Source organism: Enterovibrio baiacu, assembly GCF_004120195.1.
Taxonomy (GTDB): Bacteria; Pseudomonadota; Gammaproteobacteria; order Enterobacterales; family Vibrionaceae; genus Enterovibrio; species Enterovibrio baiacui.
This window is the reverse complement of record NZ_SCHN01000011.1, coordinates 216,670-240,766: the sequence shown is the minus strand read 5'-3', so window position 1 is coordinate 240,766 and position 24,097 is coordinate 216,670. Positions and strand designations below refer to the sequence as shown.

Here is a 24,097-nt window from a genome sequence, read left to right as displayed (position 1 = left end):
CGCTTGATGGCATGTTTAGCGGTCGTCCTAACGTCGAGCGAGCGACCAAGTTTTGTGAGTGTTAGATCAGCGCCATCGAGTGAGGATTGAGTCGCAAGTAGCAGAGAATGAAGCCGTTTTTTATGAATAGTGGGACACTGATTAGTTAATGTATCTTGTAGAATTTGAATATCGCGCATCGGTAATTCCTCTTGGTGGAATGTGGTTTTTGGCGAAATTCATTAGATCAAAGGGTACGGTGCGCGTCTTTCTCATTGTTTAGAAGAGGAATTTTGAGGGGATTCGCTAGATGCAGGCGTTATGTGACAGCGAAAATTTAGAGATTTATATGAAAAAAACATTAACAATTCTTGGTTTTATCGTCAGTTTTAGCCTCTTGGCATATGTTGTCGTAATTTCATCTTATGTATTAAATTTTGGGACTAGTTGGAGCACTGAACAAGGAGACTGGGGGACATTTGGTGATTTCATTGGTGGAACTCTCAACCCATTGTTAAGCTTTATGGCTTTAATCGCTTTGTTGATCACAATTGTATTGCAAAGCAAAGAGTTGGAACAAACTCGAGTCGAGCTTTCGCGAACAGCTGATGCTAATGAAAAGCAGTCTACGTATCTCGCATCACAACAAGAGCGTGATGATGCTTACCGACTAATTTCAAAGTTGGCAGAAAGAATTAATAATACTTACAATAAGAACCATTTGCCTAATGGCAAATCAATTCATGCTGCGTTGTCTGGCGCTCTTAATGTAACCGAGAATGATGCTTACTATGAACTTACTGGTGCAATGATGGATCCGCTTTCAAGTGGCTACAGTCGTGTTAAATATATCGAGTCAGATTTGAGAACTCTTGCCGTCTTGCTTGACGATTATGAGGTAATCTCTGCGAAAATATCTACTAAGCAAACACCAATTAAGAGTTTTTATATCAGTGAATACGCTCATATGGTTAAGGTATTTTGCCGTGAAAACTGGTTTGATGGAGACCTTCTAGATTATTACGTGAATTAGTCACATAACAAACGACTATGGCGTCAATGATTAATTCTTGGCACTGTTTTCATCCCACATGCTGCTGTCTCTGAGCATAGAATTTAAGATAACAACCATCTTTCTCACACAGGCAATAATGGCGACTTTTTTGGGTTTTCCTGCGTTGACTAAACGCGTGTAGGTTGCTTTAAAAGTAGGGTTACATTGCATCGCTGACATCATTGCCATGTAGAGGACAGTTCTGACCTGGGCGCGTCCTCCTTGTTTGACGCGTTTACCTTTGTAACCTCCACTTTCTTTTGTCATGGGAGCAACAGCAATAGCGGGACATGCACTTTAAGAAAAACACTATCAGATACATGCATTCAGCATCCCCCAAGCTCAAAGGTGCTTAGTAACGACGAATGGTGGCTTTGGAACAATATCTTTTCATATTGTTTGATTGCCAACCATTTTAATTACTAATGACTAAACCCCGCTCATCCCTCGTCAGGCCTCAACGCTACCCTTTATTGCCACCACAACTCTGCCGTCTGCCTTATGTTTTCTGTCCATGGGCTTGCTTCGATTTAGTGCGGGTAAGTGCCCGTTATCACATCGTTAGCACAAAGTTTTGCGACGAAAGCAGTGCAATTTAGTGATTATGGCTTTGGGCTCGCGGTTAATATAGACGTCTGTTTTCTAAAAGCTAAATGATTGGATGTCAAAAAAGTACCTACGTATTCTATTGATACTACTCTTCTCGCCAATGCTCTTGCTTCTCGTGTATGTCGCTGTTGGCACGCCGGTGAAGATTGGGTTTGGGTGTTACATTTCTAAAGACTGGAATGTGATTCCAGCAAAGGTAATTCATGCCGAAGTCGACTCTTTGAAATATCAAGATACGAACGGCCGCTGGAAAACCGCCTATTCTCCCAAGGTTTCATATCAATATAAGCATGGAGGTACGATGTATGTAGGCAATCGTTATGCATGGGTAAAATCATATGATAATGATGAATTACACGATGCAGCCAAGAGGCTTGTGTATAGCAAGCAACAAGAGAAAGAAATAAAAATATTCGTTAACCCAGAAAATCCTAGCGAGTCTGTCGTAGAAAGGATGTGTGATAGTGACGCTTTCCAAACATATATATTTGGCGGCGTTTTTATACTTTCCATCGTCAGTATGTTCATCGCAGCATTTTTATTTTCAAGACGAAAACAACGCAATAACTAATTAATTAACAGCTGGGACTGGTTCTAATCCCCCCCACCGCATCCACCGCCGCTATCGCCACTTGCACAGCTTGAACCCGCACAGCCAGAAGAGCAGCCAATATGGCTGGCGCAGTAGCCAATGCCATTCGTTGCGGATGACGTGTTCTGACAATCAAGCGAATAGATGAAACCGTCTTCGATAATGAGCTTCGCATCAATGGCAAAAAGTAGTGGTAATTTAGCCGGGTGAATGGGGTTAATGCTTTCTCTTGCACAGGCTAAGCGCCAAGCACGTTTGATCCCCTCTTGAGCGGAGGTGGGTGTTTTCATCGCTTCTGTCGGTGTGTGGTGAAGAAACCGTCCAAACGCTTTATCACAAAACAGCTGGTATTCCTTGGTGAACAATATGAATTCGTGCCAAGCAACGTCAACCACCTGTGAAGGCATCGCAACCTGCTTTTTGTTCGCCTGATTGCAGATGGTGAGATAATCTTTGAGGCCATCTATCACCAACATCAAATCTTGCTCAGTGAGATGCGGGTATTTATTCGCGACTTTCTTTTTAATCACTGAATTGAAACGATAGGTGCCAATGAACACCAACTGCGCTTTTCGCTTTTTCTTGTAGGCAAACACACCCCAAAAAATGCTCACCAACACGATGAGAAAGATCCCTATATTCATCAACTCGTCCATTCCCTTTTTGTACGACTAGGCTATCGTATCTAGATCTCACAATAAACAACTGATTTTTAGAACAATCAATGGCGTAAAATGACTGGGTCGGGAACTATGAGAAAAACACGACATTACCAGTTTCATACATTCAGTGCGCTCAAGCTCAAAGGCGCAGATTGAATATCAATGGTTGCCTTTGGAACGATATCCTTTTCACATTGTTTGATTGCCAACCATTTTGAGTGCAAATAATGAAAGCCCGTACAGCAATCCAATCTAGGTTTAAAGGGCTGACTAAATGTTTTCACTGGTGTAAACAGAGAAAGGCAAGATAACGAATTGCTTGGGTGTGTAGCGAGGATCACGCTTGCGGCTTATCAGCATTTTCGTAGCGGTTTGGGCGATTTGCGCGAAGTCTGCTGAAATCACCATATCGATTGCGCCGCCAATAAGCCCGTTGCGTGTTTCTGGGGTTAACTCGGGGGATACGTAAAAAGGTTTGTTTTGATATGTTTCGCCTTGCGTCGATGCCTTGTCACAGCAATGTTCGGCAAATGCGCGGATAATACCCGCTGAGCCTCCCCCTGCGCTGAACACGCCAACCAAATCAGTATGTTCTTTGAGTAGACGTAACGTTGCCCGATACGCCAAGTCAGCATCATCCAGGCAAACAATGGATTCCAGCACAGTAAACGACGGGGCTTTCTCTCGAAAATAGCTTCTAAAGCTGATTTCGCGATCTTCTTGGCTCACATAACGATGGCTGCCAATCAGTACGCCAATTTTCCCTTCTTTGCCACAAAAGTGATGCATCGCCCATGCGCTTGTTCGTCCACGTTTACGGTTGTCTGTCCCTATGTACCCTGCAAGGTTTGGCGAGGTAATGTCGGACAAAAGTGCGACCACAGGAACGTCATTCTCACTCACATTGTCAATTGCTTCAGAGACATAGGGATGATCAATGGCCGTGATCGCGAGGGCATCAACGCGCTGACTAAATTCTCGAATCTTGTTCGCGACGTTTTTAGGGTCAAGATCTTCCATGATTTCGATGCTAAACGTCGCCGACAAACTCAAGGATGTTTTCGTTAAGCGTTTGAGTTCTTCAACCAGATAGGGCGAGACATTTCGCTGAATCAAGAAGCCGCAATGCACACGCTCTTGTTCAGTCAGTATGTTGTGGCTCAGGTTGATGGGCGTTGATGCTCGCCAACCTAGTTCAGCGGCAGCACTCAGCACCAGCTCAATGGTGTCGCTTTTGACGGGCGCGCGCTTGTTGATCACGCGATCAACGGTGGCAACACTCACGCCCGCTTTATCGGCGATCTGTTTGATTGTCACTTTCCGTGTCATCGATACGCCCTCCAACGAGATAGATAACCATCATCCATTGAAAGAAATCTATCAGAACCGTATTTCGCCATCAAACATGGCAAACACCAAAGCCAGCGTGGTGCCTATTTACCTTATTGCATCAAGCCACCTGTTCATATCTTGCTCATTGCGAGTCTACTTCGCATGACACCCATTCACCGCCTGCCTGATGTGAAGTGACAACCGCTTCAATGAATTTCACGCCTTGTGCGCCTTCTGCGACACGCGGATACGACAGCCAGTTAGCGGGGATTTGTGTACCGTCTTTACGGGCCGCAACTGCCAATGCAAACTCGGTGTACAGATTGCCCCACGCTTCAATCAAGCCTTCAGGAAAGCCGCGACCTGTGCGAATAAGCCTTTCTACATTGGGGGTTAACCCATGCCCAAGCCCTCGACTCAACACACGGTCTGGTTCGCCATAGCGGTTATATTTGAGGTATTCAGCGTGTTCCATGTCCCACTCTATGCCGCCCTCGCTGCCAAAGACACGCAAGCGCAACCCACCTCGATTGCCTGACGCGATGCGTGTTGCCATCAGTGTGCCCGGCACATCGCCTTCGTACCGCGTCATCATAAACACGGTGTCTTCCAGCGCTTTAGGTGCGCCGCACACATGCATTTCAGCGCGTAGATGCGTCATCGACAACCCAGAGACGAAAGAGGCCAGATGTGCAGCGTGCGTGCCGATATCACCCGTACAGCTCGTTGCACCGGATTTTGCGGGGTCCAATCGCCATTTCACATGGTCGGCTTGGGCGACATCTTCGGGGATCATCCAATCTTGCATAAACTCAACGTGGATCTGCACCACCTTGCCAATCATGCCGCTCTGCACCATTTCACGGGCTTGGCGAATCATCGGGAAGGATGCCATGGCATAACACACGCCAAACACTTGACCCGTTTCCTCGGTCAGACGCACTAACTCGGCGGCCTCGGCATAATCATTGGTCAACGGCTTGTCACACAGCACATCAATGCCCGCCTTTAAGAAGGTGCACGCCACGTCAAAGTGCACATGGTTGGGTGTGGTGATCATTACCGCATCAATCCCATCATCGCGTAATGATTCTGCTTCTGCCATGGCTTGATACGAGGAATAACAGCGATCTTCGGGCAAGAACCATTGTTCACCTCGCTCTTTTGCGAGAACGGGATCTGACGATAACGCCCCCGCTGTCACTTCCCAGCGGTCGCTCAAACGCGCCGCCATGGCTTGTGTCACTGCAATTCGCCCACCACCAACAATACCGATACGTAGCCTGCGTTTTAGGCGAGGGAAAGGGCCGTCAAAGTCGATGTCTGAAGGAAGAAGTGTGTTAGCCATGAAATCTCCTTGGGTATTCATTTCAATGCTCAATGCTTGATATTTATGCGTTTTCTAGCGCGGAATGTCGTTGCCGGATGTCAACACTTCAATCGCCATAAAAATGCTTGGGGTAATCGTTTCATATTGGTGCCACGGGTAGTTCAACGCATCATCGAACATGGGTTTATGGGTTGTTCCCGGCGCCATCAGTTCTTCAACGTACAGCGTGGATAAATCTTTCTCTGTGCATTGCTGCATTTTGCCGAGCCCGACGATTTGGGTATGAATTTCTTGTGGCTCTTCCCCACCCAAGTGCACGTGATGTTTGTGTAACCCCACGTTAAGCGGCACGGAAGAGGCGAAATACATGCTGAATTGAATGTTGCCGATGGCGCTCTTGGGCGACATGTAATGCCCCACCCCTTTTAAGCGTTCTTCTCTGCGGATTTCATAGGCTAGCGGCCACAGTTTACGCACTGCATCGAGCAAGGCGGGTTCATCGTCATAACTTGCAAACCGCTCAACCAACACGCCTTTCTCCATGTTGGGTATCACGGTATTGAGGGCAATCACGGACTGAAACGTGCTCAGCGTTTGACTTTCAATCCTAAGGGGGTGCTCAGACAAATTCAGCACGATGGTTTTTTCATTGATGGGGATGTTTTTCTCGTCCGTCACGTACTTCACCGTGAAAAATGGCTCGGAAAAATCAAGGGTCGTCACACTCATTTCGTTACTCACTCCAAGGGAAATCAACAGGCAATGGCGCTGGAATGTCACAGCGGCTTTCTATTTCACTGAACTGCCCGGTTTTTGATGATTCGAGGATCCCAAACATGATTTCGCAAACATGCTGCGCCATCTCCCCACTTGCACGCGCAGGGCGTTGGTTTTTCACGGCATAGGTCAAATCCACCAGCCCAATGCCTCGCGTCTCTTCATTAAAGTTGTGGGTGTTTTCTGCGACCTGCCAATGTTCGAGATTTGGCACACGAGGGCGATAAACCCACCTTGCCGTTTCGCGGGTTTTGTAAAGCACTTGGCCACCGAAAATGTTGATGCCATCGGTGGGATCAGGGTCAGCAATACACAAGGTGCCTTGCTCTCCGTAAATTTCTAACCGCGGGGTTTGGCTATCCCAGACATCAAAACTGGTCATTAACGAACCCTGCACGTCATTCTCAAAGGCCAATAGCGCATTGACATGGGTATCAACATCGACAGGGATTTTTTCTCCTCGCCTTGGCTGTGATTCGATCAATCGTTCATTCAAGGTTTTTTTGGCCATGCCACACACGCGTTCAACAGGCCCTAGCAAGGCAATCATTGCGGTGAGGTAATACGGCCCAAGATCAAACAAAGGCCCACCACCCGGTTGATAATAAAAGTCGGGATTGGGGTGATGCCTTTCCACGCCGCGCGTCGGCACGAACGCCGCAACTCCGGTGGGTTTACCTATCACGCCTTGATCTATTAGCTTGCGACAAGTTTGTATACGCCCTCCCAAGAATGTGTCAGGGGCATTCCCGACATACAGGCCTTTTTCTTTGGCCAACGCGAGAATACGTTTGCCATCTTCAAGGTCTGTCACAAAGGGCTTTTCAGAATACACATGCTTCCCTGCTTCCAAAGCAGCCAAGGTGATTTGGGCATGCACTGCAGGTATCGTTAGGTTGAGCACACAATCTATATCGGGATCGCGAATAATCTCCTCTGGTGTACACACCTTTGGGATCCCATACGCGGCGGCTTTACGGCTGGATTCTTCCCAATCCAAGCTGGCGCAGGCCACCATATCTATCATGTCGAACACCTGACTGGTCGCTAAGTATTTGTCACTGATCACGCCACATCCGATCAAGCCAACGCGAAATTTGTTCATCATTTTCTGTCCTGTTGTTTTCAGGTGTTTAAGGCGCACTCATCCCCTGCCTTGAAATAACAAGGCAGCCAATCATCAATTCTTTGAAAGGTGGCCCACGAAGACAATCACGCCATGCAATTGAGTGGGCCTAAGACAGTCGTTCCTACCGCTACACTGTGCGCAATGGCAACATCAGTGAAGCGGCATTGTTATGAGAACGTTTGCTGATTACAGCGCGTTGATTTTTTCTAGCAAACCGTCAGGCCACTGCTTGGAATAATCAGACTCTAGATAGGCGGCTTGAACCGTGCTCTGGAAGGCTTGCAAATCCGGCTCATACACTCTCAGCCCTTTGTCGATAAAGAACTGAGCAAGTTCATTTTCTAACTTAAGTTGCTTTTGACGCGCCGATTCAGCCGCATCGTCAGCCGCCTTTTGAACAATCATTTGCTGCTCTGGTGTCAGGCTATCGAACACCTTTTTAGAGATAGCGATGTAGTTCAAGTCGACCAAGTGACCGGTTAACACAATCTGCTTCGTCACTTCGTACAACTTGGCGTCTTTGTTTGTTGGGAGTGGGTTGTCTTGACCATCAACCGCGCCAGTTTGCAGGCCAGTGTAAACTTCGGCAAATGCCATGGGCGTTGGATTCGCCCCGAGCGCTCTGCCAAGGAATTGCCATGCATCACTGCCCGGCATGCGGAGTTTCACACCATTGAGGTCTGCCGGTGTTTTCACGTCTTGGTCTGTCCGCAGGTTCACGTGACGACGGCCCAAATACATCACACTCAGCAATTTGACATTAAGAAGCTCTTCAGCTTGCGCTTTGAGCGGGTCCATAAAGTCAGCCGCAAAAACGCGCTTTTGATGTTCTGCATCGCGGTGGACGTATCCCGCCGAAAAAATAGAGAATTCAGGCACAAATTCTGCTAACTCTTGCGCGGATGTAATGGTCATATCAAGGTTACCGCGGGCGATGGCCTCAAGGTCTGTGCCCTGTTTGAATAATGAACTGTTCCAGTGCCCTTCAAAATCGGCAAAAGGCGCAACTTCAGCACCAAATACTTCTGTCATCGCGACTGCCCGTTGGTCAGTTGCGGAGGCAGACGCGGACATACGCAATTTAAGGTCAGCCGCACTCGCCATGGTTGACATACCAATGACCAATGCCGCCGTTGCCACGGTTAACATACGTTTTAGATGAGGTGTTACTGCAGGTACTTTCGTTTCCATTCTCATTACCTCTGAATTTATCCGTCTTCTTCGATATATACTCAAACAACCTGAAGATGCAGAACCCAGATTGTTCGGATTTAAGTATGTGAACCACCCTGGCAAATCGTCAATGAACGGCATTCGGCAACATGATGTTTACCCTCATCGTTATGATAGTTTTCTATCATTTCACGAACACTTTCTGAGACAAAAAAACGGCAAAGCCACGCCTTCTGTAGCGCCAAAGGAAAGAGATGGAGAGAGAATCCTGCTAACTCTATTTTCATTGCATGATTCCCAATTCCTCCTCATCAAAAACGCTTACCCAACAATGCGCACCAATGAATGCATAGGCTTTCACGTGGAAAGCCATAACATGAAGAAGAAATAGGTCAATTGATAGGAAAACGAAGCTGTCACTTTCCCTATTTACAATCAATGCTAGGAATTAACCGCTTTGCGAATGCCATAGCGGTTCAACAGTAACCAGCCACACCAGAAGAAAGACGTGAGGGCAACGGCGGTCAAAATGGCAGGTTTAGGATTATCAAGCGAACTGATCGACCCTGCGTAAGCGGCAATGACGGTGTACGGCAATGTCACTGTGATCCACGATAGAACAAACGTCAGGAATTTCATGTGGCTGATCCCAGCCATACAGGCGGTGACTTCGGGCAGGATCGGCAGCGCGCGAGACAAAAGAATCATCAGCACGCCGTGCTCTCGAAACTTATGTCGTAGATCTTGCTGTTTCTCGTCGTCTTTAATCACCACATTGAGCAGCCGGTCGCCAAAGGTAGCACTCATCCCATAGCCCACGACACCCGCCAAGAATGTTCCTAGAAATGCCGCCAGTGCGCCAATGTAAGGCCCAGCAAAATAGCCACCAAGCATCATGATTGAAAGCGTCGGTACGGCAATAAAGAGATCCAAGAAAAGCAATAAAATCACAATCGCCGCAACCACCAAGACATTCACAGACTCAGCGACCGTCAACCAGCGTTCGATACTCTCCATAGACAACCAACCAAGACCATTGACCACTAAAAATGTTGATGCAAAAAAGATGGCCATGAGGCCCATCAGTTTGATGAGTGATGTCATAAACCCTCCCTAGGGATAACGCATTGTGATGTCATGTGGTGTGTTGTGTTCTTCAAGCTCTGCAACGGACAAGCGAGCACTTGAGAAACTAGGTGCTTTGTAGGTGATACGCGCTCCCTGCGAGAATCCCAAGCCCTCTTTTGGAAGAATACCCGTCCAATTTTTGGTGACCTTGCCATCCTCATCTTCATCATGAAGCACTTTAATCGCGAACCATGTTGGTACGTTTTCAAACACCACAACACGCTCCGTTTCTGTTGACGGATAACGAAGAATGTTAAGTGCTTTGTCATGCTCTTTAGGGAACCCGTCCTCTTGAAACAACATCACCAATACTTGCCCTGGTCGGCTTATATCAATTCCCTTAACCCGTATTTCTACTTTGTTTTCTATGGCGCTAACACTCATGGATATTCCTCCTAAAACCCCTGCAATCAACGTGTGCTTCAACGTCATTTATGACCCCTTTAACAGTTTTTTTGCGGCAAAGGGGGCGATAGCGAGCAGTCCTCTCAAAAATCGCGTCATCCCAATATCAAAATCTCTGCTTCCTTTTTCGATACCCGCAATGATTTCAAACGCCGCAGACGACGCGCTGATCTTTCCTTTGCCCCTACCTGAGGTCATTTTTGTGTCCACCAGCGGCAAGAATACCTGCTGAACACTTATTGCAGAGCCTTCGAATTGATAACGTAAACTTTGAGAGAAGATATTGAGTGCGGCTTTGGTTGCGCAGTACACCGCCGAAGATGCCTTAGGCACTAACGCAAGCGCGGAATTAACGTTCACGATACGTGATGACGCCACCGCCAAGAGTGAAGGCATTAATCCATGCGTTAATGCACACACCGAGGTGAAGTTGGTGTCAATTTCGCGCTGAATAGAATCGATTTCGAAGCGTTCATCGGTAAAAAATGGCGTAAATTGCACCGCAGCATTGTTTAGCAACACATCGATTTTTGGGTGCTGTTGCTGAATAGAATTCGCGACGGAGTGAACGCTTTTTACATCGGAAAGATCGGTGTGATAGGTAATGAGTGTTGGCCACTCGCGTTTCAGTTGATCAAGTTTCTTTGCGTCCCGACCAATCACAATCAGTTGATTTGTCTCGGCTAAGCATTCCACCAGCGCTCGCCCGATGCCGGAAGTGCCACCCGTCAGCACAATACATTTGTTGGTTAGCTTCATGATGTGTCCCTATCTGAATGATATAGGACTCATGGTAATGAACCGATATCCCAAACAAATTAACACATGTTAAAACACGGAAAATTTCTGCGTGAGACGCGCAAATGATAGTGCGAGAAATGTAGGGAGCTACTGACGTTGATAGGCATTTTGCATCCCGAGTTTCGCGCGGATACGAGACAGCGACACTTCAGTGATGCCAAGGTACGAAGCGATGTGATAGTTAGGTAATGACACGGCCAGATCTGGGTGGGCGTCGACAAATTGAAGATAGAGCTCGGTGGATGAAAGCAGCAATAAATCCGCTTCCCTCTGCTCTTTTTTCATCGCAAGCGCCGTTACCATGGCAAGAAACGCATCTTTCCACCCTGCGTGACTCTCGCTCAACTGTTTTAGGCAGGAAGCAGATATTTCAAAACACATGCCTTGCGTTAGCGCTTCGCAGGTGAAACGCGTCGGGCGCGATGCGACGAAGGAAGAGAGGCTTGCTGAAACATCTCCGACTTGCAAAAACGATTTGTTTCTTCGTGTTCCGTCTGGCGTGAGATAGTAATTACAAAATGTACCCGAGTAGACAAATCGAAGTTTGTGCGCAACATCACCCGCATGAAAAAGCACGTCCCCTTTTGAGAAGTGCCGAAGCGTCACCTTGTCGACAAAGTCCTCCCACTCTTCATCTGACAGTGTAAATCGCGTTCGAAACCCTTTTTCAAAACGGTCTAGTGTTTGGACGTTTTCCATTTCACTTTTCATTCATCTTCCTTGCCACCCTTTCTGTGTCATCTCTTTCGGCGCCATGCCTTTCTGCAATGCTGCGGAGTGATACGTCAAATGCAGTTCATGCGATCCCATCAGCCGCTACCGAAACCGCTTTTTGGTCATCTTCGCAACCACAGTGCGTATTTCCCACTTTTTCGAAAGCACTCGGTGATTCAGCATATTCCCCTTTCACAAACCCCATCATATGCATCTGATTTAAAAAGCATCCGTCATCTATGCCTATTTTTGCACTGTTTTGTGAACTTAGACGAAAGGATGCTTGGCTGTCTAAAAGCTACTACAGATTTCATTCACCACCTTGCTTCTAATTGATGCGTCGGCAAACAACAATTACTCGCCACTATTTTCAGCATCAACGTCCGCGACAGTAAAACGCATTCATGACTCGCGGCATGCATCACTTGGAGAAAGGTATGAACATCAACGATCAAGATCTATCTGAGCCAAACTCACTCTCACTGACGCTCGACGAGCAGCAAAACGACGCCATTAACGCGATCTCAACAATCCGTGCGGTTTCAGACATTATCGGCACTGACCAAAACGACACCCTTCATGGCGATGAAAACGATAACCGTATCTATGGGCTAGATTACAACGACACACTCTATGGCTACGGTGGCGATGACGAACTTTATGGCGGTTCGCGCTCTGATACGCTTTACGGTGGTGATGGCGACGACAAACTCTACGGCATGACCGACACCGCCCCTACTGGCCCTTACTATGGATTTAATAAACTCTACGGCGAGAACGGAGATGATGAACTCTACGGCAGTTTAGGGGTGGACTACCTCTATGGCGGACGGCAAAACGATGCCCTTTACGGCGATCAAGGCAACGACCGCCTGTATGGTGAACAAGGCCACGATACCCTGCATGGCGGGGAAGGCGCAGATCGCTTATATGGCGACGGCGGCAATGACACGCTCTATGGAGATGACGGCATTGACCAGCTTTATGGCGGCAGTGGCGATGATGTTCTTTCCGGCGGAGAAGGAAATGATGAGATATCTGGCGATGCCGGAAACGACCAGCTTGAAGGCGGTTCGGGTGGTGACGAACTCACTGGCGGTGCAGGCAATGACATTCTAGACGGCGGTGCAGGCGATGATACCCTCGTTGCCAATGCAGGAAACGACACCCTTTATGGCGGAGAAGGCCACGATTACATTTTTGGTAATGAAGGCGACGACACGCTGCATGGTCAAGACGGTGATGACATGCTCATCGGCGATCAAGGGGATGACACGCTCTTCGCAGGCAGTGGCAATAATACGCTAGATGGTGGCTCAGGGTATGACTGCGCATATGGCGCGTCAGGTGACGATACGATCATTGATAGCGAACTGGCCATCGGTGCCGGTGGCAAAGATATTATTTTCGCCAACGCACACACTGCCGATGTTGCCATTGGCGGGGCGGGCAGCGACTGGGTTGAAGGCTATGGCAACGACCAAGTTGGCGGCGGAAGTGGCAATGATGTGTTAGTGAGCTTTGGAAAGAACGACACATTGCGAGGTGGCACTGGCGATGATGTTTTACTTGTTGAAGGCTCGACGGCGAGCAACGCCCGTTTATTCGGCGGTGCGGGTGACGATTACTTATCAGGAAATGGCGAAGATCAGTTATTGATTGGCGGAAGTGGCGCAGACATATTTCATTTTGGCCATTCGATTTTACGCGGCGAAGATATCATTCCCAAAGACGCGCCTTCTATTGGCCACGACCGTATTGTTGATTTCGAAGTGGGTATCGATACCATCAGCATCGACACAAGCCTTGCCAACAGCATTGACGATCTGAACATCGAACAGCATGGCATTACAACGCGTATAACGCTGTCAGATGGGTCTACCATCATCCTAAATAAGGTACAGGCGACTGATCTCAGTGCGTCAGATTTTGCATTTACACGTGCAAATACCTATTCAGACAAACTGGGTGATTGGCAGAGTTACGCCGATAGCTACTGGGGCTTTTCTACAAGAACGCACCCTAACCAGTATTGGCACAACGACACCAACAACATCAAGAAGATCGGTAACAACGATAACAATGTGTTGGAAGGCAGTTCGAGAACCGCAGAATACTACGATGGCGGTGCAGGTAATGACACCCTAACCTCCAGGGGCGGTAACGATATTTTGGTTGGCGGTGAAGGTAAAGACGCTTTCGAACTGCAACAAGAAATCCGTTTTTCTAGCACCGATACCTCTACTGATATTCAAACTGTGCAGATTGAAGATTTCACGGTCGGCACAGACACCTTGGCTATCACATTTAATTCTTACAATCTAAGCGGCTTTGATTTATCTGCACTTACCGCGAATCAAGTGGGCTCAGCAGCAGTATTAGAGCTCAATGAGTATTTCCACGTTGTCCTGAAAAATACCGACGCTTCCTCGTTTGAAAGCGAACACGTGTCCTATGTTATTCACGGTAACAGTGGTAATGAAACGCTCATTGGCGATGATGCCAATAACACAATTTCAGGCGCTAATGGCAACGACGTCATTGAAGGTGACGGCGGTGACGACACACTTGATGGCGGCTCAGGCAACGACACGGTTTCTGGTGGCAGTGGTAACGACCAAATTTGGGGAGGTGGTGGTAGCGACACGTTATTTGGTAACGAGGGTAACGATGAACTCTATGCGCAAGGCGGCAACGACCAACTCGACGCTGGTGCCGGTGATGATCTGCTCGTTGCAGACATTGGCAACAATACCCTCACTGGGGGCGCTGGAAAAGATACGTTTAGCGCTGGCGACTATGAAGAATATGGCACGCAAAATAACCGTTATAACAACACAGTGACTGATTTTGACGCTGACGAAGACAGCATCAACATTGCCCACGTTATCGATGACGCGAGCCTCTTTCATCTTGATGATAGTGGCGTATACCGCGCAGGCACATTGCTCGCACAAAACGAGAATGACGTTGTTATGCAATTCTCATCAAGCGCTTCATTCACTCTCCAAAACGTTGATCTTGATGATATCTCCGGCGAGCAATTTAACTTTACGTTAGTGGGCAGAAACAACGCGAACCACATTGTAGGTTGGCACGGGGATGACACGCTGATTGGCCGTAAAGGCAATGACACATTAGAGGGTGGCAAAGGTAACGATCGACTGCAAGGTGACGAAGGCTTTGATACGCTGACTGGCGGCGAAGGGGCGGATACTTTCGTGGTAGACGACGAACGCGCTGATTACTCTGTCATTGAAACAGACACCATCACTGATTTTGTTATTGGCGAAGATAAAATCGCCTTCGATGATTACTACCACGCTGATATGGACTTCGATGACTTCGTCGTGACCCAGCAAGGTGACGACACCCTAGTACAGATCATCCGCGAATACACCGCAGGTGACAATCAATTCAGTGATACCAACGTCAATGTTCTTCTCAAAGGGATCAATACGGAAGACATCAGCGCCAACGACTTTGAATTCTTCTACTCAGGCTGATAGCCCGCAACACTGCGTATAAAAAAGCACAATCCCAGTTTGGGGATTGTGCTTTTCTTTTCAGCTTTAATCAGTGTGAAACCTTATATCGCCCCACGGAAATCAAACAGTTCATAGTGCGTGTTGTTCTTCGGCATTCCGAGCGCCTCTAAACCGGCTTGCATCGCTTTTCTCACCTCAGGGTTTCCGCAGAAATAGAGCTCTGCATTGTCGACATTACCGTTCAGATCAGCCGCGATACGTTCGGGGGTAATACGCCCTTCTTCCGAATACACGATGTTTAATGTCACCGACGGCAAATTTTCAGTGAGCTGTTGCAGCGCCTCAGCAAAAATTGCTGCTTCAGCGTTTTTCACCAAATAATACAGCACCACGTTCGGGCACGGTTTCGATGTTAGCGCTGTCGTGTAATTCAGCTCTTGTAGCCAAGCAACAAACGGCGTAATGCCAATGCCTGAGCCCATCCACACTTGCGGTGATGTTTTTCGGTTCAGCTTAAATCGACCATATGGCATGTCTAAACGAAGCATGTCGCCGTTGCTTAAATGGTCATACAAGGTTTTGGTGTAATCCCCTAGCCCAGCAACCGAGAAGCTTGCGACACCTTGGTGCTGGCTACTTGCTATTGTAAATGGGTGCGGCTCTTTCGCGATCTTTTCATGATGAAGTACAGAGATAAACGCAAACTGCCCGGCCTTCCATGTTGGTCGACCTTGAAGGGGTTTGGCTTCAAAGCTCACCACACCGTTTTCTCTTTTTACATTCTGCACTTTGGCGAGATGGTGTTTGCTGGTTGATCTGCTGAATGCGTAATACCACCACGCCACAAACCCCACGATGGAGGTCACGTTCATCGCGATGCCCGCTGGAGAGAACAGTTGGAAAGGACGCAGAGCAAACAAGTAATGGAAAACGGAAACAAAGAAAACCAACCCCATCAAACGGTGGCTCCATTTCCATAAATGGTAAGGCAAAATACGCATAAAGCTGATCACTACCAGCCCAAGCAATAGCCATGTCGCCCACTCTCCCGTGTCCGAGCCAATTTCCATCAAGCTTGATTCATCACGCGGCGCTTCCGATTGTGGCACTAACCACCAATGCATAAAAATGGAGAATACCGCCCACATACCGGCCCAGCGGTGAACCATATAGACGCGGTCTAGCCCTCTGAATATCGTTTCCAAAATCTCAAGTCGTGTTGAGAGCACAAAGGCCAGCGCCATGGCCACCAGCGCATTGGCGGCAAAAAATGCGGCGATCCAACGTTGCAACGTCAACTCTTCAGGCAACAGACTGCCAATAAAGATAAAGCAGGCAAGCACGACAGCAATCGTCACGACGTGCTTTTTGTTTTCTAGCATTACTTTCATGTTGTCACTCTTGTTTTCTTACCGCGTTGTTTATTCAGTAGGTTTCTGTTCGCTGTGCAGGTTACGCATTGAAAAAATAACGACAATATAAAGATAGGCTGTTAGACGAGAAAATAATGTGAAGTGTCACAAATGATGCGTGCCATCTGTTTGATATGCATGCCTTCAGCGGTGAGCTGTAGAGTAACCTTCGACGATGTGAACGCACTAATACTGTGCATAGAAAGATGAAAGCTTGGCTTTCAAGACACATCATTCGAGATAAATGTAAGAAGTGGCTTCTTTGATTTTTAGTCAGTCTAAAGAAACATACCCCGACGACAAAAATAACGTGTCAGCTTTAACAAACAAATATTGACCATCAAAATGGGCAGTTCATGAAAAAATCGCTCAACCAGACAAAACAATCACAATAGAAAACCAAACAAATATAAAGCTAATTTAATGCATCCAATCATTCATACAAGGCACCGTGCATGAGAAATTGGTCAATATCATTTTGTTTCGTTTCAAAATAAAGAAATAAACAGTCAAATATTAAATAATGACTATCCCCTCCATACTTTCGAGTCAAATAAGTATCACCCCATTTATTTAGTTCTAATTTAATCTGCAAACTCTCTCTGGCGTATCTATTATAAATTTCTCACATACATGATGAAAAGCCATCCAACAGGCAGTTTGATTTGGACATAATCATCAAAAACAAATATGCGCCATGTATATTATTTTTAATAATATCGTCAAACACCAACGCCACGGACTCGTTGTCCATGACAATGTTTGGAGAGATTGATTCGCGCTGTTTAATTGAAATCAATTCCAATCAATTGGTTGATATTTCAAACCAACGCAGTGAAAGCATTCCATTCACTCTTGATTGTAATCAAGAAGTTACGTTATCAATATGGTCAAAACATGGCGGATTAGCATTGAAAAATGATTTCTATAAAACGACAAATCCATACTTATTGAGCCTGACCATTTCAAGTATAGGGGTGAATAAAACGTTTAATAGTAAAGAGTTATCTTCAGTCCAAAGAATGACCGGAAAAAATGAAATACCTTTCAAAACAAGAGGAGAAATCAAGATAGAGAAAGAGCAAGAATTTGTATTCTCTGGAGAATATAAAGATGTAATAACCATCGATGTTTCACCATCGATAAATGGAAGCTTTTAAATCATCGCCGTGAAAAATCACTTTCATCGTAAAATGTATACGCCTTAAAAGTGCATTATCTCCCTACGGCATAAATGACAAACTGAAAAATAGTGTACAACCCATTGAAGGAAGACATTATCATGAAAAAACTAGGCATCTATTCAATCGCCGTCTCTGCATTCTTCGCTGCATCCGTGTCGGCTGACCCAGTTTCTATCGCCATTCAAGGTAACGTAGATCCTATCTGCCAAGTATCAGGTCTAGGGCCTGTTAATTACCAAGCGGGTATTCTCAACTCGGGGGCTTCTCTTAGTACATCCATCTCTGGCCTCACCGTACAGTGTAATTATGCGTCAGGCGCCAATGTGACGCTCACAAGCACAAACGAAGGGATGAAAAGTAATTCATCGACAGACGTGGTGCACTACACCGCCACGCTAAATATGGATTCATTAGCAGACCTTACTCTCGATACTGCATTAGCTAAATCGACAGTTGGTGCTTATGGGGGCTCGCCACTCCTTGCTACGGGCGAATCAGCCGCACTCGATATTGCCGTTACGGGTGCAGCAACCTATGCAGGTGATTACTCAGATACATTAACGATCACCATTGCCCAACAGTAAAAAATAATGGGAGGCGTTTGCCTCCCGTTTTTACAGGCAAGGAGTTTTCATCTATGCAGACAGTAATGACCCGCATTTTTCTGTTGTTGGGGATGATAGTCGCGCTCCCGTCATACGCATATCAGGTTCAGCCCATGATCGCGGAGATGACCCCGACAGGCAGAGGCGCGCAATTATCAATGCGCATCAACAATACCAACGACTTCCCTCTCACCGTTGAAATGGTGCCACTCAAACTCAACATGAACCAACGCGGCGAAGAAACGCTCACGCCAGCAGATAACGATTTACTGGTTATTCCTGTTACCGCCGTTATCGCCCCGGGTAAATCACAATCTGTCACCGTTCGTTATTTAGGTGCGCCAGATATTAAACAATCGCAGGCGTATCGCATTTCTGTTCGCCAACAAAATGTGCTGCGAAACAGCGAGCAAGATTTGGACGTGGGCTTGCTAATGCGGTTTGACACCTTAATGAACGTTAAACCTAAGAACACGGATGCGAATCTCGCGGTAACGGGTTTGTCATCTGGGGAGCAACATTGGTCCGTCACGGTGAACAATTCCGGTGACAGCTATGGCCGACTCAACGAAATGAAATGGACGCTGAAAAATGGCGGGAAGACGCACACCATACAAGGTGCGGATATTGGTAATTACATCAATGCCACCTTGGTGCTTCCCCAGTCTTCACGCATTTTCGCCATGAAGCCAGTTAAGGGATTTAATGCACGTAATACGACGATTAGCCTCAGTCCTGCCCAGTAGCAGAGCAGTGCTACGTTGGTTACCGGTTATCATCGTATCGCTTGTTTTTGTTCGGACATCATACGGGCTGACCATTTCTCCTACCGTGTTAGAAATGTCAGCCTCAACCCGAAGCACAGCCCAAATTCGGCTAGAAAACCACAACACACACAGCATTCCCATTGAAGCGTCACTTCATCAGTTGATCTTTGATTCGGATGGCGGGTACGACACGCAAGCAGCGGATGACGTAGGCTTGATGATTTTTCCACCCGCTGCTGTGCTACCCGCAGGCGGGATTCAAATCTTTCGGTTGCAATGGCTTGGGGGGGACACTTTACCCGCATCACAGAGCTTTTTTGTTCGCTTTACGCAGCTACCGCTTGAAGATGACATGCGCGATGCCCCTTCCGGCGTCGCCATTGAAATTCACTACAACGCCTTGGTACACCTTTCTTCGCCATCGCAGCGCGCAAATGTCGCGTTAAGCATCAACAAGGAAGGCACGGCAACCCTCTCCAATCGCGGTAATCGCTATACCTTTTTGAGTCGCATTCAGTTTTTGCACCCTACCAACCCAAACATCGACACGCCGGAACAGGTGTTTGGCGAGCGATTTTTACCGCCATTCAGTGCCTTTACGTTTCCAGCGCCTGCATCCCTTCAAATTGGGGATTACGAAAGCGAGGCGCGATGAGAAAAGCGAGGTACACCCCCTTCTACGCCGTCATTCTGTCTTCGCTCTTTCTTTGCGCGTTTGCGTTTGCTGAACAGAAAATCAACCCAACAGGACGCGATATTACTCTCACCTCGTTACTGCGCATCAGTGACAGTGTGATTGGTGAAACTGACATTACCATTACCGCTGAAGACGACATCTTATTGCCGAAACAAGCAACCTTAGATGTTCTCCAAACCTTGGTGGATGAAGACGTTCTCAATGCCCTATCTACCGATACCGCAGGAGACGATTTATCGCAGATCGACTTTCAACGTGTGGGTTTAGGACTGACCTTTGAGTTTTCTACCCTTGAGTGCGTGATAAGCATTCCCAATGATAAAATGCTCACCCAGCAACTCTCTATGGGCAGAGCGTCAGCCTATACCGACTACCTCCCCCCTTCTGAACTGAATGGTTTTCTGAACGTGACCTTGTCGAATTCATTAAACCAATCTGTTGATGAGAACACCGACCAACAGCGCAACCAAAATCACCGTTTCGAGTCCGCACTGAATTACAAACGCTTGTCCTTAGAATACGAATCCACGTACGACGATATTGATGGCTTGGGTGCAGACTACCTGCGCGAAGGGACACGCTTGAATCTCGACTTTCCTGATGCGGGTTCTCGCTTAGTGCTGGGCGACATGTTCAACAATGGCACCTTGTTTCAAAGCAGCGCAGACATTGCAGGCATTGGTTTAACCCGCGATTTTTCGCTGATTTCCACAAAGAATGTCAGACCGACAGCAGCCCAATCATTCACCCTGACGCGCACATCCAGCGTTGATGTTGTCATAGACGGCTCCGTGGTTCAGCGATTCACGTTAAACGCAGGGACTTATAACCTTAACGACATCCCCATCGCACAAGGCTTGAACAATATTTCTCTGGTTATCACGGATGCGAGCGGTCAAACAGAGGAAATCAGTTTCTCGGTCGCCACGGGCAGTGAGTTATTAAACACGGGAGAATTTGAGTACTCCCTCATGCTCGGAGCGCCACGTATCTTTGAAGGCGACAGACTCCGTTACGATACGGATAGACGCCTGATCATGGGTAACGTGGAGGTTGGTGTCGCCCCTTGGCTAACGTTAGGTGTGAATGGCCAACAACTCGACGATGTGTATCAATATGGCGGAAACGTCCTTTTCGCGACGTCATTGGGTGTCACAGAACTTCATGCCAGCCAAAGCGAGCACCCGACTTTTGGCACTGGCAATGCGTTTCGGTTTGCCTTTGATGCTGACATCCCTGAAAGCAATACATGGCTCAACCAATTCAGTGTTCTCTACGACCAACTGACCCCAAACTTCGCGGGCACGGATGATGTCGATACCGTGAAAGACACCACAAACCAAGAACCCTTGAACAGCGTGCAGCGCTTTTTGTCCGTGTTTGCGGCTTTTCAATTGAGTTCGGATTACCGAAGTTCCTTTTCTGCCAACCTCAGCAAAGGCCACCGAGAAAGTGATAATTACTGGTCTGCAAGCCCCAGCTTTTCAGGCCCCGTTTTTGACACTGACGCGACGTGGAGCACGCGCGTTGATTACCAACGCTTCGATAACGGCGACGATGAACTCTCGGGTACATTCACGTTAAGTTGGCCTTTAGGAAACAAAACCCGTGTAGTCAGCCGATTCCAATCGGAAAATCGGTTTTCAGGGCTCGATGTCAGCTATCAAAATGCAGTGGGAAACACTGGCGGCATTTCCGCGTTTGCGTCGGTTGAAAACCAAGATTCATTGGATGCCAACCTCAACGCGTCAGTCGACTACACAGGCAATCGCTACCAAGCCAGTGTGAATCACACCACGCGCTACAGTGACGTTAATGAAGATGTCCGTACCCATAACACACGCGTTAATGTGTCCAGTGCCATAGCGTTTTCCGGCGCCGAGTTCGCCATAGGGCGTTCCGTTGGTGAAGCCTTTGCGGTGATCAGCAAACACCCCACGTTAGCCGAAAATCGTATCGCAGTAGACCCCTCGGAAGACGATCAGTTTGCGCGGGTATTCTTTGAAGGAAGCAGCAATGTTCTGGTGTCCGATCTCGCGGCATACAGTGATCAAATCATTAGCTACCACGTTGAAGACCTGCCACCAGGTTATGACCTTGGCGATGGGGGCTTCGCCTTGTATCCCGGTTATCGACAAGGTTACGCACTGAAAATTGGCTCAGATGCGGTCATTACCGCCATGGGCACGCTGATCAGTAAACGCACCTCTTCGCGGATTGCCTTGGTAGCGGGTATGGCGCATTACCTTGATGGTGAAGGCATCACCCCTTTGGCGTTTTTCACCAATCGCCAAGGCCGTTTTGCCATCTCTGGCTTGCGACCGGGCAACTACGAACTTGTATTAAATACGACGGCGAAACAAACGCTGACCCTGTCTATCGACAGTGTTGACGACACCTTTGTTCGCTTAGGAGAACTGTATGTGGATTAAAACGATGCCAACTTATCTGTTGGTGCTTTACCTTCCAGCATCAGTTGCCGAAGAATGCAACGCGTCGATACTGGACCTCAAGCCGGTGCTCAGTACGAATACATACGATGTGTTTTCTTCCGCCAGCTACCCACTTAAAAAACAATATGCGCTCACCACCAGCATCCCTGAAGATTGTGCCGTTGATATTGTGATTGAAGTTGATGATGGCGCAAACGCTTTGAGGAGTCATAGCCTTGCAGAAATGCGCTTCGAGTTTTACGCACAGACAGGACGATTAGAAGCAGGAAAATGGCGTTTCACACTTAATAGCCACCAGCACAACACCGTGTTCGAGCTTCGGTTTCCTAACGCCCAATGGCTAGAAGCCGCCGAATACAGTGGCATGCTTAAAGCGACCTTGTACCAAGAAAACAGTGTGATGGAGCAAGATCAATCAGCGTTGCGCATTGCTACCAGAGTTGTGCCAAGCGCTAGAATTCAATTCTATGGACTGACTCAGCGCCATTACAACCTCGACCTCGGTTCATTAAAAACCAACAAGATCATCAACTATGCCCCGCGTCTTTGGGTAGAAAGCACGGCGCCTTATACCCTTTCTGCTGAATCCCAATTTGACGGCAAGCTACGTCACCAATCTCAAAACCCGAAATGGGACTTAGATTACATGATGCGAATCGCCAGTGAGGAAATCGCCTTAGATGGCGGAAACAGTGAGTGGAGAAGCAATGTGTCGACCGAAGGGACACCGCTTCCCATCCAAATCATCATTGGTAACACAGAAAGAAAGGCAGGCGGACGCTACAGTGACACCGTTCATATTCACGTCGAACCTGACTTGTCTTACATGCCATGATGCTAGGCTGCAAAGCACAACTCCATTTATTATGGGAAGTACAACCAAGGTTTGCGCCCGTTAAACCTCATCCCAATAAGGTGTTCCTGCAAATCTGTCAGCGAGGAAATCAATAAAGCGCCGCACGCGTCGGGAAAGATGACGGGTTTGCGGGTACACGGCGTAGGCATTTAACGCGTTGGATCCACAACCATCCAGAATACGAACAAGTTCTCCTCGCTGAATGGCTTCCGATACTGCAAAAGTGGGTAAATGGGTAATGCCCAAGCCAGAAATCGCTGCCGAGAGCAGGTACTCTCCACTGCTTGCCTTTACTACCGTATTTATTTTCACTTTCTTTTGAACCCCCTCTGCCGTTTGAATCCGCCAATGCTGAGTGTCTTTACTCAAGCTATAACTCAGGCATTGGTGCGTTGACAGTTCATTCAGGCATGTCGGTGTTCCATGTTTTTCGAGGTAGGATGGGCTAGCACAAATCACATGTTTTATCGGGGCAATTCGACGAGCAAGTAACGTGGAATCCGGCAAATCGGCAATGCGGATCGCAAGGTCATACCCTTCTTGAATCAGGTCAACTTGCCTGTCATTGAAATCCAAGTCGAACTCAATGTGCGGGTGCTCAAGCAAGAAATCATTAATGGCGGCACTCATGTGCATCACGCCAAAGGTCGAAGGCATCGCGACTTTCAACGATCCGCGCAGCACGCAATGCGCCTGCGACGTTGCTTGCTCGGCCTCCCGTACATCCTCAAGAATCCGCAGGCAATACGCATAATAGGCTTTACCCGTGTCAGTGAGGTGCATGGAGCGCGTGGTGCGATGGAAAAGCTGCACATTGAGGTAATTCTCAATCTCTTTCAAACGCCTACTTACCGCTGATTTGGCAATCTCCATGTGATCAGCAGCGCCGCTAATACTGCCGAACTCCGCCACACGCACAAAGGTTTCCATGTTTGTGAACTTATCCATTT

21 protein-coding genes and 1 pseudogene are annotated in these 24,097 nt (G+C 47.6%); 9 read left to right on the top strand and 13 right to left on the bottom strand.

The genetic code is table 11. The features are described from left to right. Window positions 1-328: 328 nt before the first annotated feature. Window positions 329-1,012, top strand: a complete 684-nt coding sequence (locus tag EQP46_RS13510; RefSeq protein ID WP_129494164.1) for a hypothetical protein — start codon at window positions 329-331, stop codon at window positions 1,010-1,012. A 30-nt stretch (window positions 1,013-1,042) separates the two neighbouring features. Here EQP46_RS13510 and EQP46_RS13505 read toward each other — a convergent pair. Further along, window positions 1,043-1,315: pseudogene (locus tag EQP46_RS13505) on the bottom strand (transposase); the annotation flags it as partial. 379 nt (window positions 1,316-1,694) lie between these two features. Between EQP46_RS13505 and EQP46_RS13500 the strand changes: the two are divergent. Further along, complete coding sequence (locus tag EQP46_RS13500) at window positions 1,695-2,213, top strand: DUF3592 domain-containing protein (RefSeq protein ID WP_129494163.1); 519 nt, start codon at window positions 1,695-1,697, stop codon at window positions 2,211-2,213. Between the two features lie 23 nt (window positions 2,214-2,236). Here the strand turns inward: EQP46_RS13500 and EQP46_RS13495 are convergent, their stop codons facing one another. The 10 genes from EQP46_RS13495 to EQP46_RS13450 form a co-directional block, all read right to left on the bottom strand. Further along, complete coding sequence (locus EQP46_RS13495; RefSeq protein WP_129494162.1) at window positions 2,237-2,878, bottom strand: glycine-rich domain-containing protein; 642 nt, start codon at window positions 2,876-2,878, stop codon at window positions 2,237-2,239. Between the two features lie 288 nt (window positions 2,879-3,166). Next, window positions 3,167-4,225 carry a LacI family DNA-binding transcriptional regulator gene (locus EQP46_RS13490; RefSeq protein WP_129494161.1) on the bottom strand — a complete coding sequence of 353 codons (1,059 nt, stop codon included), beginning with the start codon at window positions 4,223-4,225 and terminating at the stop codon, window positions 3,167-3,169. Between the two features lie 145 nt (window positions 4,226-4,370). Beyond that, window positions 4,371-5,576 (bottom strand): Gfo/Idh/MocA family protein, encoded by a 1,206-nt coding sequence (locus EQP46_RS13485; RefSeq protein WP_129494160.1) that lies wholly within the window; start codon window positions 5,574-5,576, stop codon window positions 4,371-4,373. A 54-nt stretch (window positions 5,577-5,630) separates the two neighbouring features. Next, entirely contained in the window at window positions 5,631-6,287 is a 657-nt protein-coding gene (locus EQP46_RS13480) for a hypothetical protein (RefSeq protein ID WP_129494159.1), read from the bottom strand. A 4-nt stretch (window positions 6,288-6,291) separates the two neighbouring features. Beyond that, window positions 6,292-7,443 (bottom strand): Gfo/Idh/MocA family protein, encoded by a 1,152-nt coding sequence (locus tag EQP46_RS13475; protein WP_240671732.1) that lies wholly within the window; start codon window positions 7,441-7,443, stop codon window positions 6,292-6,294. 207 nt (window positions 7,444-7,650) lie between these two features. Then, window positions 7,651-8,613: a sialic acid TRAP transporter substrate-binding protein SiaP gene (locus EQP46_RS13470; protein ID WP_420841378.1), complete on the bottom strand. Its 963-nt coding sequence runs from the start codon at window positions 8,611-8,613 to the stop codon at window positions 7,651-7,653. A gap of 465 nt (window positions 8,614-9,078) precedes the next feature. Continuing rightward, window positions 9,079-9,741 (bottom strand): VTT domain-containing protein, encoded by a 663-nt coding sequence (locus EQP46_RS13465; RefSeq protein WP_129494157.1) that lies wholly within the window; start codon window positions 9,739-9,741, stop codon window positions 9,079-9,081. A 9-nt stretch (window positions 9,742-9,750) separates the two neighbouring features. After that, on the bottom strand, window positions 9,751-10,197 hold the full coding sequence (locus EQP46_RS13460; RefSeq protein ID WP_129494156.1) for a DUF2141 domain-containing protein: 447 nt from the start codon (window positions 10,195-10,197) through the stop codon (window positions 9,751-9,753). Continuing rightward, a complete protein-coding gene (locus EQP46_RS13455; RefSeq protein ID WP_129494155.1) occupies window positions 10,198-10,929 on the bottom strand; it encodes an SDR family oxidoreductase in 732 nt (243 codons plus the stop codon). 129 nt (window positions 10,930-11,058) lie between these two features. Beyond that, complete coding sequence (locus tag EQP46_RS13450) at window positions 11,059-11,682, bottom strand: Crp/Fnr family transcriptional regulator (RefSeq protein WP_240671731.1); 624 nt, start codon at window positions 11,680-11,682, stop codon at window positions 11,059-11,061. Between the two features lie 440 nt (window positions 11,683-12,122). Here EQP46_RS13450 and EQP46_RS13445 point away from each other — a divergent pair, with 440 nt between their 5' ends. After that, window positions 12,123-15,191 carry a calcium-binding protein gene (locus EQP46_RS13445; RefSeq protein WP_129494154.1) on the top strand — a complete coding sequence of 1,023 codons (3,069 nt, stop codon included), beginning with the start codon at window positions 12,123-12,125 and terminating at the stop codon, window positions 15,189-15,191. A gap of 83 nt (window positions 15,192-15,274) precedes the next feature. Here EQP46_RS13445 and EQP46_RS13440 read toward each other — a convergent pair whose 3' ends face one another. Then, window positions 15,275-16,564, bottom strand: a complete 1,290-nt coding sequence (locus EQP46_RS13440) for a ferredoxin reductase family protein (RefSeq protein ID WP_129494153.1) — start codon at window positions 16,562-16,564, stop codon at window positions 15,275-15,277. Between the two features lie 773 nt (window positions 16,565-17,337). Here EQP46_RS13440 and EQP46_RS13435 point away from each other — a divergent pair. The 6 genes from EQP46_RS13435 to EQP46_RS13410 all read left to right on the top strand — a co-directional run bounded on the left by EQP46_RS13435 (window position 17,338) and on the right by EQP46_RS13410 (window position 23,126). After that, window positions 17,338-17,745, top strand: coding sequence for a hypothetical protein (locus EQP46_RS13435; RefSeq protein ID WP_129494152.1), 408 nt, complete (start codon window positions 17,338-17,340; stop codon window positions 17,743-17,745). Window positions 17,746-17,867: 122 nt separating this feature from the next. Further along, complete coding sequence (locus EQP46_RS13430; RefSeq protein ID WP_129494151.1) at window positions 17,868-18,353, top strand: hypothetical protein; 486 nt, start codon at window positions 17,868-17,870, stop codon at window positions 18,351-18,353. A 53-nt stretch (window positions 18,354-18,406) separates the two neighbouring features. Then, window positions 18,407-19,120 (top strand): fimbrial biogenesis chaperone, encoded by a 714-nt coding sequence (locus EQP46_RS13425; RefSeq protein ID WP_240671730.1) that lies wholly within the window; start codon window positions 18,407-18,409, stop codon window positions 19,118-19,120. Between the two features lie 7 nt (window positions 19,121-19,127). After that, complete coding sequence (locus EQP46_RS13420) at window positions 19,128-19,796, top strand: fimbrial biogenesis chaperone (protein ID WP_161972864.1); 669 nt, start codon at window positions 19,128-19,130, stop codon at window positions 19,794-19,796. After that, window positions 19,793-22,270, top strand: a complete 2,478-nt coding sequence (locus EQP46_RS13415) for a fimbria/pilus outer membrane usher protein (protein ID WP_129494149.1) — start codon at window positions 19,793-19,795, stop codon at window positions 22,268-22,270. Before EQP46_RS13420 ends, EQP46_RS13415 begins: the two co-directional genes overlap by 4 nt. Next, window positions 22,260-23,126, top strand: coding sequence for a hypothetical protein (locus tag EQP46_RS13410; RefSeq protein ID WP_129494148.1), 867 nt, complete (start codon window positions 22,260-22,262; stop codon window positions 23,124-23,126). The genes EQP46_RS13415 and EQP46_RS13410 overlap by 11 nt, the downstream gene beginning before the upstream one ends. A 60-nt stretch (window positions 23,127-23,186) precedes the next feature. On the opposite strand, the gene EQP46_RS13405 is transcribed toward EQP46_RS13410, so the two are convergent. Then, window positions 23,187-24,095, bottom strand: a complete 909-nt coding sequence (locus EQP46_RS13405; RefSeq protein ID WP_129494147.1) for a LysR family transcriptional regulator — start codon at window positions 24,093-24,095, stop codon at window positions 23,187-23,189. Window positions 24,096-24,097: the final 2 nt, after the last annotated feature.

Coding starts and splice junctions, on each gene's coding strand:
- EQP46_RS13440 (WP_129494153.1), bottom strand. CDS start 16,564: ATGAAAGTAATGCTAGAAAACAAAAAGCACGTCGTGACGATTGCTGTC.
- EQP46_RS13495 (WP_129494162.1), bottom strand. CDS start 2,878: ATGAATATAGGGATCTTTCTCATCGTGTTGGTGAGCATTTTTTGGGGT.
- EQP46_RS13445 (WP_129494154.1), top strand. CDS start 12,123: ATGAACATCAACGATCAAGATCTATCTGAGCCAAACTCACTCTCACTG.
- EQP46_RS13460 (WP_129494156.1), bottom strand. CDS start 10,197: ATGACGTTGAAGCACACGTTGATTGCAGGGGTTTTAGGAGGAATATCC.
- EQP46_RS13435 (WP_129494152.1), top strand. CDS start 17,338: ATGACAATGTTTGGAGAGATTGATTCGCGCTGTTTAATTGAAATCAAT.
- EQP46_RS13410 (WP_129494148.1), top strand. CDS start 22,260: ATGTGGATTAAAACGATGCCAACTTATCTGTTGGTGCTTTACCTTCCA.
- EQP46_RS13455 (WP_129494155.1), bottom strand. CDS start 10,929: ATGAAGCTAACCAACAAATGTATTGTGCTGACGGGTGGCACTTCCGGC.
- EQP46_RS13490 (WP_129494161.1), bottom strand. CDS start 4,225: ATGACACGGAAAGTGACAATCAAACAGATCGCCGATAAAGCGGGCGTG.
- EQP46_RS13480 (WP_129494159.1), bottom strand. CDS start 6,287: ATGAGTGTGACGACCCTTGATTTTTCCGAGCCATTTTTCACGGTGAAG.
- EQP46_RS13470 (WP_420841378.1), bottom strand. CDS start 8,613: ATGTTAACCGTGGCAACGGCGGCATTGGTCATTGGTATGTCAACCATG.
- EQP46_RS13475 (WP_240671732.1), bottom strand. CDS start 7,443: ATGATGAACAAATTTCGCGTTGGCTTGATCGGATGTGGCGTGATCAGT.
- EQP46_RS13450 (WP_240671731.1), bottom strand. CDS start 11,682: ATGAAAAGTGAAATGGAAAACGTCCAAACACTAGACCGTTTTGAAAAA.
- EQP46_RS13500 (WP_129494163.1), top strand. CDS start 1,695: ATGTCAAAAAAGTACCTACGTATTCTATTGATACTACTCTTCTCGCCA.
- EQP46_RS13465 (WP_129494157.1), bottom strand. CDS start 9,741: ATGACATCACTCATCAAACTGATGGGCCTCATGGCCATCTTTTTTGCA.
- EQP46_RS13485 (WP_129494160.1), bottom strand. CDS start 5,576: ATGGCTAACACACTTCTTCCTTCAGACATCGACTTTGACGGCCCTTTC.
- EQP46_RS13510 (WP_129494164.1), top strand. CDS start 329: ATGAAAAAAACATTAACAATTCTTGGTTTTATCGTCAGTTTTAGCCTC.
- EQP46_RS13415 (WP_129494149.1), top strand. CDS start 19,793: ATGAGAAAAGCGAGGTACACCCCCTTCTACGCCGTCATTCTGTCTTCG.
- EQP46_RS13405 (WP_129494147.1), bottom strand. CDS start 24,095: ATGGATAAGTTCACAAACATGGAAACCTTTGTGCGTGTGGCGGAGTTC.
- EQP46_RS13430 (WP_129494151.1), top strand. CDS start 17,868: ATGAAAAAACTAGGCATCTATTCAATCGCCGTCTCTGCATTCTTCGCT.
- EQP46_RS13425 (WP_240671730.1), top strand. CDS start 18,407: ATGCAGACAGTAATGACCCGCATTTTTCTGTTGTTGGGGATGATAGTC.